The following is a 12,578-nucleotide window of genomic DNA, read 5'->3' as shown; positions in this document are numbered from 1 at the left end:
TCACGCTGTTGCTTACCTATATCCGCTGTTCCGGCCATTGAGTATCCGGTGATCTCACCCTTTTGAATCTGTTCCCAGATTTCATCGGAAGCCTTTGTCACAAGGACCCACGATCCTTTCTTGATCAGCTCATCGCCCATTTCAAAGTCAGACGGAGCAATGTACGATTCAACGACTTCCCCGACACCGCCTTGGAAATCATGCTGCTTGTCGATCTCACTTGCATCCTTCAGGAACCCATGAGCGGCTTTTTCAATCTCCGCCGGCCCATGTGCATCTGCTACGTTTGGTTCGTATACAATAACGTACACAAGATGCTGTGCATCATCTGCTTTGGCAATGACCTTGATTTCTTTTTGAAAGTCTGGCTGCTTTTCTGATTTCATAAAAAAGAACTGCTTTTGATTAGCAGCCTTGTTCACATATGAAACGTGTGTGATTTTTGCATTTATCAATTCTCGTGGCATATTTTCACCCTCTTTCAGTTTCAGTTTCATCGTTTTCTTCTAAGAGCTCCATGCTTTCCCTTTCTTCTTCACGAATAGCCTTCTCTCTTTTTAGCTCTCGACATTTCAATGAAACCTTTTTCCACAAATAAGTTAAGCACAGTATTAAATAATCGTAGAAAGTTTTCTTTTGTTTTATGTCATCTGCAACAGCCAAGTTAATCAGCGAAGATATATATAGAATCAATTGCGAAATACAGAAAAATAATAGTAGATATAGTACCTTTAGTTTAAAATCTTCAATCCATATGCTTTCCTTTGAAAATTCATCCATCATTGCAAAAATGATAACTGCAACTACTTTCCAGCTAATAGCAAAGAACGTACTTTCAATAAAAATAGAGATTCTATAAAAAAAGCGGAACAGATAATTCATGTCGACAGTTCTCTTGAAATAATTGTGATCCTTATATATAGCTTCAAAGAGCTTCCAATACTCTTTATCTAAAAAATATTCCAAAACTTTTAACTTTAAGAAATAAGAATTTCTTACTTTGATCATGAAATTCGGTTAGATAGTGACTGTAAGCTGAATGTGTTTCTCTAAATCTGTTTATTAATTTTCTATTTCCAAGCTTTGAAACATTTATTTTTTCAGGATTATAAGTATTGAAAAACTTTCTTATAGATTCAACCTTATGGTGATCATCTTTTATATTTTTTATATTATTCATCTTAAAATACATAGGTTCTATCAATTTATATAAATTTTCCTCAGCATTTTGATAAAAGCAATCTCGATCTTTATGACGAATATTTGTAATAAAAGCAATAGTGGCTGATACTTTCTTCTTTTCGTCTGCAGCCTTCTAAATCCTTGAACCCATGCTCAGCATTAATAAGATCATCATACTTTGCGTTAATTGATTTTTCGACTTTTTCAAGCTGATATTGCAGCGCTTCTTTACGCTTAGAGTTTTCACGATCTTTTAGGAATTTATCTAAAACAAGCTGTTCATTTTGCATCTGTTCACTAAGTTATTTAACTTTTGATTTACCGAACTCAGAGTCATGGAGTGAATATCGATTTATTTGATCTAAAAGTTATGTTTGCTTTTGAAATTTTCTGTTGAATTTGGTGGTCAAAAAGTGGCCAATCTTCATTTTGATTCTGGTCACTATAAATTTGACCACCAAATCCTTTTTAAAAACCCCCTGAAGCCAATGGCTCCAAGGGGTTTCTCGAGATTAATACTGAGACATATACTGATCGCGTTCCCATGGGTGTACTTGGGTGCGGAACATATCCCATTCGATTTCTTTTGATTCGATGAAGTGTTCGAATAAGTGATCGCCTAGTGCGTTGACCATGACTTCGTTTGATTTCAGCAGCTCAAGTGCTTCTGCAAGTGTTGCAGGTAGGTCAGCGATGCCGTTTTCAAGGCGCTCTTCTTTGTCCATGACATAGATGTTTCTGTCGATTGGTGCTGGTGCGTCTAGTTTGTTTTTGATTCCGTCAAGACCTGCTGCAAGTAATACGCTTAGTGCAAGGTATGGGTTTGCAGATGGGTCTACGCTGCGTACTTCTACACGTGTGCTGATGCCGCGTGATGCAGGGATACGGATCAATGGGCTGCGGTTTTGTGCACTCCATGCCACATAGCAAGGTGCTTCATAACCAGGCACAAGACGCTTGTAAGAGTTCACCGTTGGGTTTGTGACCGCTGTAAAGCTTGTTGCGTGCTTGACGATACCCGCGATAAAGTGTCTAGCAGTCTCGCTTAATTGTAAATCTGCTTTTTCATCAAAGAATGCGTTTTTACCATTTTTGAATAATGATAGGTTACAGTGCATACCTGATCCGTTTACACCGAACAATGGTTTTGGCATGAATGTCGCATGAAGACCGTGCTTTCTCGCAATCGTTTTGACAACGAGTTTGAACGTTTGAATGTCATCACAAGAACGGATGGCGCCTGCATATTTGAAGTCAATTTCATGCTGTCCAGGTGCTACTTCGTGGTGAGACGCTTCAATTTCAAAGCCCATTTCTTCAAGCTCAAGCACGATATCACGGCGGCAGTTTTCGCCTAGATCTGTTGGTGCAAGGTCAAAGTATCCACCTTTATCGTTTAATTCAAGCGTTGGCTCGCCTTTTTCATCTAATTTAAATAAGAAGAATTCTGGCTCAGGTCCAAGGTTGAAATCACTAAATCCTAGGTCTTCCATTTCCTTTAAGACACGCTTTAAGTTATTACGCGGGTCTCCATCAAATGGCGTCCCGTCCGGCTTGTAAATGTCACAAATAAAGCGTGCAACTTTACCTTTTTCTGCTGTCCAAGGGAAAATAACAAATGTGTTGAGATCTGGGTATAGATACATATCTGATTCTTCAATACGTACGAAGCCTTCAATAGATGAACCGTCAAACATACATTTGTTATCGAGAGCTTTTTCTAACTGGCTCACAGGAATTTCAACATTTTTAATCGTTCCGAGAATGTCTGTAAATTGCAGACGGATGTACTTTACGTTTTCCTCATTTACTAATTTTACGATATCTTCTCTTGTGTATTTTGCCATTTCGTAAAACTCCTCCCCTACAAAAGGTAAAATTGTATAGCAATGCTTTTGCTAATTGGTTAACGGAAGAACCTTGACATATCCCCCTGCCTAAAGGTCGTTCCTTGTTGGAAACGTCCAGCCTGAATGAGTTCCTTCTTCAGTAGCTTCCTGAGTTCATCATCTGTCAAGTTGTGCTTGGCTGTGGTTTTCTCCTCGGTCTTTGCATCAGACGCTGGATGTTCTGCCTCAGCTTTGGCAAAAAGTTTTTTGATTCCTGCCATGTTTACACCTTGTTCGATGAGATTTTTAATTTCTAGTAATTTATCAACATCATGGAAAGAAAATAATCGGCGATTCCCATCACTTCTTGCTGGAAATACTAAACCATTTTCCTCATAATAGCGAATTTGCCTTGCAGATAATTCTGTTAGCTGCATGACAATCCCAATTGGGAATAAAGGCATTGAGCGGCGAATGTTATCACTCATCTCAACTGTCTCCTCCTCTTTGCTTAAATTTATTATATGTCATGTTATATTATGTGTCAACAATATGTTAGGAATATTAACATGGATTTTTTATCGAGCAGGTATGTCGATAAAACCTTGTTCCAATAAGGCATCTACAGCACTGCAAATCGCATTTTTCACATGGGCATACGTGAGTCCGCCTTGAACGTAGGCTGTATAAGGAGGTCTGATCGGTCCATCGGCTGATAACTCGATACTAGCTCCTTGGACGAAGGTGCCCGCTGCCATAATGACATCATCCTCGTATCCCGGCATATAGCTTGCATGCGGTGTGACGTGACTGTTGATCGGAGATGCATATTGAATCGCCTGACAGAATGCAATCATTTTGTTAGGATCGCCAAATTCGACGGATTGAATTAAATCCGTTCTTTTCGCATTCCACGCTGGGTTCGTTTGGAACCCGAGCTTCTCAAGAAAACGAGCCGTGAACACCGCACCCTTTAAGCTTTGTGCCACAACATGCGGTGCTAAGAAAAATCCTTGATACATTTCTTGGAGCGCATACAGCGAGGCACCCGCTTCACTGCCGATGCCCGGAGATGTCATTCGATAAGAGCAAGCTTCGACCCATTTTTCTTTTCCAACGATGTAGCCGCCTGTTTTGGCAAGCCCGCCGCCCGGGTTTTTAATAAGTGAACCCGCCATAAGATCCGCTCCCACATGACATGGCTCTTGTAATTCAGTAAATTCACCATAACAGTTGTCCACAAACACAATGATTTCTTCATTGATCTCTTTTACAAATGAAATCATTTGCTCGATTTCTTCTATTGTAAAGGAAGGTCTTGACGCATAACCTTTCGAACGCTGAATGCCGATCATTTTTGTTTTAGAGGAGATCGACTCTTTTACTTTGTCATAATCGACGGATCCATCTTGCCTTAAATCAATGGCCTTATAATCAATCTGGAAGTCTTTTAATGAGCCTGTCCCTTCTTTGCCGCGAATCCCTACAATTTCTTCTAGCGTATCGTATGGTTTTCCCGTCATATAGATTAATTCATCACCAGGTCTTAGCACACCAAATAACGCAATGGAAATCGCATGTGTGCCGGAAATGATCTGCGGACGCACAAGGCCGCTTTCTCCCCCGAAGACGTCCGCATAAATTTTTTCTAAAGTGTCTCTTCCCATATCATCGTAGCCATATCCAGTTGTTGGATTAAAGTGAGAGTCACTGACTCTATGCTTTCGGTAGCTTTCAAGCACCCGCCACTCATTTTGTTCGCTCTTTTGATCAATTTGCTGATGCATGTGTAAAATATCTTGTTCTGTTTCTGCTGCTACTTTTTCTAAAATACTGCCGTGTTTTAATGTATGAAACATCTTGATTTAATTCCTTTCTTACAACATATACTTCTTGATTTGACCTAATATGGTCTGCTCCTCACCGCTAAACCCGGTGATGTCATAAAGTTCTGCTTCTTTTTGAAATTCTAGTGATTCCACGAGCGTTTCTGATTTTAATGCGGAGATGAGCTTTCCTTCATACGCTGGAATCTTCACATGGTATGGCTTTAAAAAGGCTTTTTTCAGTTCAGCCATGATATCTTCTTTTAACCGCTTCACATCTTCTTCGCGTCTCGCACTGATTAACAGATGACGATGCTTTGAAGATGGGATGAAGTCTGGTCTGATTTGATCTTCTTTGTTATAAACCGTCAGCATTGGAATACGATCTGCTTCTAATTCCTCTAAAAGCTCATGAACCGTCCGTTCGTGACCTTCGTAATCCTCATTAGAAGAATCAATGACATGAAGCAAATAATCAGCTTCCTTCACTTCTTCAAGAGTGGAACGAAATGCCGCAATGAGTGTTGTTGGGAGGTCTTGGATAAAACCAACGGTGTCTGAAATCAGCACACTGTAGCCAGATGCTAATGTCATCTTACGTGTCATTGGATCAAGTGTCGCAAACAGCAGATCTTCTTCATGACTATCTGCATCTGTTAATTGGTTAAACAAAGTAGATTTTCCGGCATTCGTATACCCAACAATGGCAATTTGAAACACACCATTTTTCTTCCGGCGTTCCCGGTATCTTGTACGGTGTTCTTTGACTGTAGATAATTGTCCATTAATTTCGTGAATACGGTTTCGAATATGACGTCTATCTGTTTCAAGTTTTGTTTCACCTGGACCTCTTGCGCCAATTCCGCCACCTTGTCTTGAGAGGCTGATCCCTTGTCCGCTTAGTCTCGGCAAGGCATACTGAAGCTGGGCAAGCTCTATTTGCAGCTTCCCTTCTCTTGTCCGGGCTCTTTTTGCAAAGATGTCTAATATCAATTGTGTCCGATCGATAATTTTCACATCTAAGGCAGTTGCCAAAGCTTTTAGCTGACTTGGAGACAGTTCGTCGTTAAAAATAATGACATCACATTCGAATTCCTCACAAAGCACTTCAAGCTCTTCTACTTTCCCTTTACCGATATATGTTGCGCTGTCTTGTCTATTTCTCTTCTGCGTCATTACGCTGACAGCTTCACCGCCAGCCGTTTTGGTTAAGGAAGCTAATTCTTCCATTGAGTATTGAAAGCGTTCATCCGTGACATGCGGCAATTGACAGCCGACAAGGATCGCTTTTTCTGTCATTTCATGTTCATTCAACGTCAGTTGTTTCCTTTCTGTACTTAAGTTTTCAGTAGTACCATCATACCAAACACATCACACGTATACCACTATTCGGATGGTTTATTTTAGTATCTCTTTATAAAAAGGATACGCCATTTTAAGTAGGCGTATCCTCTTTCATTTGGAGATCGTGACTTTTAATCGTGAGCAAATCTTTTTTATCATAATGATCCACAAGCAGGAGTCTCATCGCTTGGGTTCGAATGGCCTTTTCAATCGTGTTTCGCACAAAACGGCCGTTGCTGAATTTTGCAGGACTCGTGGTGCTTTTAATGTGCATTAAGTAATCTCGCAGCTTCCATTCAGCTTCTTGAGTAAATATATATTCTCTGTCAGCCATCATCCGTTTGGCAATGTCCATGAGCTGATCGACGGTATAATCAGGAAAGCTGATATTGATTGGAAATCTGGATTGCAGCCCCGGGTTTAATGATAGAAAATGATCCATTTCCTTGGAGTAGCCAGCAAGAATGAGAATGAATTCGTGCTGTTTGTCCTCCATATGTTTTACTAGGGTATCAATCGCTTCTTTCCCAAAATCCTTTTCGCCTCCGCGGGCAAGAGAATAGGCTTCGTCGATGAACAAAATGCCGCCTAGTGATTTTTTAATTAAGTCTCTTGTTTTTTGAGCAGTATGACCGATGTACTCCCCGACTAGATCTCCGCGTTCCGCTTCAATTAAGTGACCCTTTGAGAGGACATTCATTTCAAAGAAAAGCTTCCCGACAAGTCTTGCAACCGTTGTTTTCCCTGTGCCTGGATTCCCTTTGAACATCATATGAAGCGCTTGTTTACCTACCTTTAACCCTTGTTCCTGCCTTTTTTGATTGACAAAGATCCAAGCATAAATCTCTTTTATGTTTCGTTTCATTTCATCCATACCGACAAGGCTGTTCATTTCACGCTCTATTTCCCGTAAGATGCTGTGTTTTGCCTCATTTTTCTGCAAGGCTTCCAGGTATTCTGCCTCTGAATCTGCATCAACCAATACTTGCTTTTGTCCGTTAAGTATAATATTGATTTGGCCGTTGTTTTTATATGTGACAGCTCGCTCCAACGTATTCACCTCTCGCTCTTCTCTCTTTATTCTATTCGGGTGGAGCTGTAATCGTGACAATCGCCCGCTTAAGCCCAAGTTTGCTGTCAAAATGACCCGAGATACCGAATATTGTAGGGATTTCTGCGGTTTCCCAGGAAATGATGTGCTATTTCCATTGTATTCATCCCATTTAGGCGGACAAACCAACAATTTGTTTTTTCTTTGAAAAATGTAGCTTTCTCATCACAAATTGTGCAGAAAAGAGTCTCAATGATTTCCGCATTTTGTACAGGCAATTTTTCTATTTTCTCATAAAATAAAGACGAGGTGATGAATAGATGGTGAAAATTTTTATTGATCCTGGTCATGGAGGAACAGATTCTGGAGCTGCTGTTAATGGACTTTTGGAGAAAAATATCACACTGCAAATTGCGATTTTATTGAGAGATATGTTGATTAGTGATTATGATGACGTTTCCGTCCGCTTAAGTCGTTCAATTGATCAATCCGTTACTTTGGCCCAGCGTACAAATGCGGCAAACAGCTGGGGAGCTGACTATTTCGTGTCTATTCATGTTAATGCAGGCGGGGGCACAGGTTTTGAAAGCTATGTGTATCCTGGCGTTTCAGCACCAACCACCACGTATCGCAATGCCCTTCATGATGAAATTGTTCGCTCGGTGGATTTTGCCAACCGCGGCAAGAAAACAGCGAACTTCCACGTTCTTCGAGAAACTTCTATGCCCGCTATTTTAACAGAGAATGGTTTCATTGATACGGCAGCTGATGCAAATAAGCTCCGCAACGCAACCTTCCTTCAAGGCATCGCTCGCGCTCATGCCACTGGATTAGAGAAAGCCTTTCAGCTGAAAAAAAAAGCAAGTAATCTTTATAAAGTACAGGCTGGAGCTTTCAAGGTGAAAGCCAATGCAGATGAATTAGCAGCCACACTGAAATCAAAAGGCTTTGACGCCTTTGTTGTATTAGAGGGCGGTATGTTCCGAGTACAAGCCGGAGCTTTTCGTACAAAGCAAAATGCAGATGACCTCGTCGCAAGATTGAAACAGGCCGGTCATGACGCATTTGTTTTCCAATAACTGAAGCTGTTATAACGAAATAAACCGGCTCAAGTCTGCTGCTGAGCCGGTTTATGATTGATTCCTTTATGCTAAAATGTTCACGACAAATTGAGACCACGTTTCAAGTCGATCGAAGTATTCAGGCTTTTTCAAATCGGATGCTTTCATCCATTTTCCTGATATTTGATCTGTTTCTTTCACTTCTACATGAGCATCTGGAGATAATTCAAGCGCTGATAACAGTCCAATGTGCACACGGCCGACACTGTTGTCATCATCATTAATTAAACCAAGGGTTTTCATCTCAAGTTTGTCTTCTTCTCGAATAGAAAGTTCCTCGTCTAGCTCACGATCCGTATTTTCTTTTAGAATTTCAGCAAAGTTTTTGCCTTCGATGAAATTCATGTGACCACCAAAGCCAAGAGATAACTTATGATGCAATCGAGTCTCTCCCCCGCCTTGAAGCCTTTCATATACATACACTTCGTCCTCACGCTTAATCACAACATAAGGAATCGGCTGCTTGAAGTCAGGATTTTCTTCCGCATCGCCTCTTCGCATCTGCTTGAAGTGCTCTTCGATTTCTTTCATAATTGTGTTGATTGTTTTCTCTTCACTATTCACACCATTAAACGCAAGCGTTTCATTTTGGAATACGCGTGTGCGCGGTGCAACTAATATGATTTCATCCATTTTTCCCATGTTCTTTAACCTCCAGTATGTAACGCATTGTATGAAATGGCAAAAAGCCAAAACGAGTGATGCGTTTTGACTTTTACGCCTTACTTATGATTCATCTCCAAAGAAGAAATCGTCATCTTTTAACGGCTCAACTGTTGCTTTTTTGTAGCCATTCCCTTTCATCGAGAAGAAGTCATGCGATTTTGTTTTTGTATTAAGTCCGTTCAATACAATTGGATTGATCTCTTCTTCTTCAAAGTAAGGGGCAAATCCAAGGTTCATTAACGCTTTATTGGCATTGTAACGAATGAACTTTTTCACATCATGCGATAAATTGACTTGGTCATATATATCTTCCGTGTAATGAAGTTCATTTTCATAAAGCTCGTTTAAAAGGTCAATCGAGAAATCATATAGCTCTTTTTGAACGTCAGGTGTTTGTTTGTTGTAAATTTCTTGTGCTAATAATCCAACGTACACACCGTGAATCGCTTCATCACGCAAAATCAAGTTGATGATTTCACCACTTTGCATGAGCTTTCCTTGTCCATAGAAATAAAGCGGGTAGTAAAAACCACTGTAAAATAGGAAGCTTTCTAAATAAACAGAAGCAACCATTGCTTTAAAGAGGGAAATCGGATCGTCCTTTTGAATCGAACGGTATAAACTGACAATCATATCTGCTTTCTTTTGCAAGAATTTATTCTTCTTGACCCATTCAAACACTTCACTGATCGTTTCAGTTGGTGCGAGTGTCATGAAGATATTTGAGTATGATTTCGCATGTACCGCATTTTCCATCATCGCCATAAAGTTTAATACCGCTTTACGCTGATGGCCTTCTACATGTTCAGCCACAATCGGCATCCCTGTATTTCCTTGTTCTGTATCAAGTAAAGTCAATCCAGCAAGTACCTTCATGTACGTATCTCGCTCTTTTTCACCTAAATATTTCCATGTCAAGAGGTCCCCGTTTAAGGAAATCTCTTCAGGAAGCCAGAACTGCTTCACATTTTGGTTGTAAAACATTTGTGTAAAATCGTCTTCGTGTTTTGACCAGTTGGCTGCATCATAAATTTTTGTCACGTTAAACTCTCCTTTAATCAAACAACACAAGAAAGACAGCCTTCCTGCCCTGTATCCTTCGTTCTTGCATAATAAAGTGTCTTAATGCCTTTATGGTGTGCATACAGATCGATGCGGTTTAAGTCACGCGTTGTCATCGTATCTTTCAGGAATAGTGTAAAGCTGATTCCTTGATCGACGTGCTGCTGAATCGTTGCGATCATATCGACCACTTTAAACATATCCATATCGTACGCTTCTTTATAGAAGAACCAGTTTTGCGCTGAAAGACCTGGCATTGGGTAATACGTTTTGCTGTTGCCGTATGTTCTTTCTTCGATACGTTCCATAATTGGCATAACAGAGGCTGTTGCCGATTGCACATAAGAAATGGAACCTGTTGGTGCAATACATAAGCGGTAGCTATGGTACATGCCATTTTCCGCTACAAAGTCTTTGAGTGCTGCCCAGTCTTCTTTTGTTGGAATGTGCATGCCTTCAAATAATGCTGCTGCTTTTTCTGTTTTTGGTGTGAAATCATTCTCCACGTATTTATTGAAGTACTCGCCCGTTGCGTAGCCAGAGCCTTCATAACGATGGAATGTTTCTCCTTTTTCTTTTGCAAGCTCACTTGAACGTTTAATTGAATAATAGTTTACCATCATAAAGAACGTATTCGCGAAATCTCTTGCTTCTTCACTTTCATAGGCCATTTGGTTTTGAGCCAAATACCCGTGAAGGTTCATCGCGCCAAGTCCGATTGACTTCATCGCTTTGTTCGCTTTTCGAACAGCTGGTGCATTGCGAATGTCTGTTGTTTCAGATACAAGCGTTAGTGAGTCTGTTGCTAGTTTGACCGTTTTTTCGATCGATTTGTTTTTCATGACATTCATGATATTTAATGAACCAAGGTTACAAGAAATATCAAGACCAATTTCATCTTCTTGATCGTAGTCAGCGTAAGAAGAGACCTCTGAAGCTTGAAGCACTTCTGAGCAAAGGTTTGAGAATTTCACTCGTGAAATATGGTTTAATGCATGCTCTCTATTCACATTATCTTGGAACATGATATATGGATAGCCAGATTCCGAGCGAAGAACAGCCAATTTTTCAAGAAGCTTTCTCGGATTGACTTTTTCTTTTTTGATTTTCGGGTTTTCTACAAGCTCATCATACATTTCTTCCATGTCCATCTCATCAAGATGCTGTCCATATTCTTTATAGACTGTGTGCGGATAGAAGGTGTAAGCTGTTTTATCTTCTCTTGCAAGCTCGATAAATTTATCCGGGATGACGACACCGATGGACAATGTTTTCACACGCACATCTTCATCTGCAGAGATTTTTTTTGTATCTAAGAAATCATTAATATCTCTGTGGAAAATATTAAGGTAGGCACTGCCCGATCCTTGTCTTTGTCCCATTTGATCTGCATATCTGAACGCATTATCAAGAAGCTTCATCACGCCGACGACACCTTTTGTCGCGTTTTCAACATCTTTGATTGCTTCGCCTTTTGCACGAAGTTTTGACAGGTTCAAGCTGACGCCGCCGCCTAATTTTGAAAGCTGCATAGAAATATCAATCGCTCTTGAAATATCGTTTAATGAGTCATTCACTTCAAGCAAGAAGCAGCTCACAAGCTCACCGCGTCTTTTACGTCCAGCGTTTAAGAATGTTGGTGTACTTGGCTGGTATTCCTGATTGATCATCAGTTCTACAAACTCAAGGGCTTTTTCTTTATCTCCGCCCGCAAAGAAAAGCGCTACAATTGAAATGCGGTCTTCATAGCGTTCAAGGATTTTCTTTTTATCATTTGTTTTCAGTGCATAGTCGTTGTAAAACTTAAACGCACTCATGAATGATGGGAATCTAAATTTCTTCGCATATGCAGCTTCGAATACTTCTTTAATATCTGCCATGCTGTATTGTCTTAAAAATTCTTCCTCATAGTAGTCGTTTTCTATTAAGTAATCAATCTTCTCTTCTAAGTTGTGAAAGAAGACTGTATTTTGATTAATATAATCTACGAAATAACTATGTACAGCTTCTTTGTCCTTATCGAACTGAAACTTTCCTTCTTGTTGAATCATAATCTCGTTATTTAATTGTATCCACTTTGGAACCTGATTTTGTGACAATTCTTTCTACCTCCTGTGTAAACAATTCAACATCCCTTTTTGTTCCGCTTAGTTCAAAGGTGTGCAAAATAGGAACTTGATATTGTTTAGAAATCGTATCGGCGCTTTTGGCAAAATTATCTCCCCACACTTTGTTTCCACTCACCGCTACACCTAGTAAAAGGTGAGCATTTTTCTCTAAAAAGGATTGAGTGGTACTTGGGACTTGTCCAAATCCTGTCGTAAAGGTGACGAGAATAAACGGCGTATCCAAAAACTCTTCTCCAGTCAATTTTCGTTTGTCTGTAAAAGGGGTCTTGTCCAAAAAGCGTTGAACATTTCCTGTTTTTGAATCAAATACGATTTGAATCAATTCCATCACGACCTAGTTTTTAGTATTGTTGATCATTTCGTTATTC

11 protein-coding genes and 2 pseudogenes are annotated in these 12,578 nt (G+C 40.0%); 1 reads left to right on the top strand and 12 read right to left on the bottom strand.

Annotation, left to right across the window (positions count from 1 at the left end):
- Positions 1-2: 2 nt before the first annotated feature.
- The 8 genes and pseudogenes from NST39_RS08950 to spoVK all read right to left on the bottom strand — a co-directional run.
- Positions 3-467 (bottom strand): annotated as a pseudogene (locus tag NST39_RS08950) (XkdF-like putative serine protease domain-containing protein); the annotation flags it as partial.
- A gap of 4 nt (positions 468-471) precedes the next feature.
- The gene (locus tag NST39_RS08945) at positions 472-882 is read right to left on the bottom strand and encodes a hypothetical protein (RefSeq protein WP_341027979.1); all 411 of its coding nucleotides are present in this window, start codon (positions 880-882) and stop codon (positions 472-474) included.
- Positions 883-1,313: 431 nt separating this feature from the next.
- Positions 1,314-1,550 (bottom strand): annotated as a pseudogene (locus tag NST39_RS08940) (hypothetical protein); the annotation flags it as partial.
- 144 nt (positions 1,551-1,694) lie between these two features.
- A complete protein-coding gene (glnA, locus tag NST39_RS08935; protein WP_003211015.1) occupies positions 1,695-3,029 on the bottom strand; it encodes a type I glutamate--ammonia ligase in 1,335 nt (444 codons plus the stop codon).
- Positions 3,030-3,088: 59 nt separating this feature from the next.
- Positions 3,089-3,499 (bottom strand): MerR family transcriptional regulator, encoded by a 411-nt coding sequence (locus NST39_RS08930; RefSeq protein ID WP_003211674.1) that lies wholly within the window; start codon positions 3,497-3,499, stop codon positions 3,089-3,091.
- A gap of 90 nt (positions 3,500-3,589) precedes the next feature.
- Positions 3,590-4,870: a methionine gamma-lyase family protein gene (locus NST39_RS08925; RefSeq protein ID WP_044141654.1), complete on the bottom strand. Its 1,281-nt coding sequence runs from the start codon at positions 4,868-4,870 to the stop codon at positions 3,590-3,592.
- A gap of 18 nt (positions 4,871-4,888) precedes the next feature.
- Positions 4,889-6,151, bottom strand: a complete 1,263-nt coding sequence (gene hflX, locus NST39_RS08920; protein ID WP_217016905.1) for a GTPase HflX — start codon at positions 6,149-6,151, stop codon at positions 4,889-4,891.
- A gap of 121 nt (positions 6,152-6,272) precedes the next feature.
- Positions 6,273-7,232 carry a stage V sporulation protein K gene (spoVK, locus tag NST39_RS08915; protein ID WP_003211912.1) on the bottom strand — a complete coding sequence of 320 codons (960 nt, stop codon included), beginning with the start codon at positions 7,230-7,232 and terminating at the stop codon, positions 6,273-6,275.
- A 320-nt stretch (positions 7,233-7,552) separates the two neighbouring features.
- Between spoVK and NST39_RS08910 the strand changes: the two genes are divergently transcribed.
- On the top strand, positions 7,553-8,311 hold the full coding sequence (locus tag NST39_RS08910) for an N-acetylmuramoyl-L-alanine amidase (protein WP_106067501.1): 759 nt from the start codon (positions 7,553-7,555) through the stop codon (positions 8,309-8,311).
- Positions 8,312-8,377: 66 nt separating this feature from the next.
- On the opposite strand, the gene NST39_RS08905 is transcribed toward NST39_RS08910, so the two are convergent.
- The 4 genes from NST39_RS08905 to nrdI form a co-directional block, all read right to left on the bottom strand.
- On the bottom strand, positions 8,378-8,995 hold the full coding sequence (locus NST39_RS08905) for a hypothetical protein (RefSeq protein WP_341027975.1): 618 nt from the start codon (positions 8,993-8,995) through the stop codon (positions 8,378-8,380).
- Between the two features lie 84 nt (positions 8,996-9,079).
- Positions 9,080-10,060 (bottom strand): class 1b ribonucleoside-diphosphate reductase subunit beta, encoded by a 981-nt coding sequence (gene nrdF, locus NST39_RS08900; RefSeq protein ID WP_003212452.1) that lies wholly within the window; start codon positions 10,058-10,060, stop codon positions 9,080-9,082.
- Positions 10,061-10,077: 17 nt separating this feature from the next.
- Positions 10,078-12,180, bottom strand: coding sequence for a class 1b ribonucleoside-diphosphate reductase subunit alpha (gene nrdE / locus NST39_RS08895; RefSeq protein WP_283924500.1), 2,103 nt, complete (start codon positions 12,178-12,180; stop codon positions 10,078-10,080).
- On the bottom strand, positions 12,140-12,532 hold the full coding sequence (nrdI, locus tag NST39_RS08890; protein ID WP_008360380.1) for a class Ib ribonucleoside-diphosphate reductase assembly flavoprotein NrdI: 393 nt from the start codon (positions 12,530-12,532) through the stop codon (positions 12,140-12,142). The genes nrdE and nrdI overlap by 41 nt, the downstream gene beginning before the upstream one ends.
- Positions 12,533-12,578 lie beyond the last annotated feature (46 nt).

Origin of the sequence: Bacillus sp. FSL W8-0645 (assembly GCF_038007905.1) — a bacterium.
In the GTDB taxonomy this organism is placed as follows: Bacteria; Bacillota; Bacilli; order Bacillales; family Bacillaceae; genus Bacillus; species Bacillus pumilus.
Note: the sequence above shows the minus strand (reverse complement) of the source record. Positions and strands in the feature narration are given on the sequence as shown.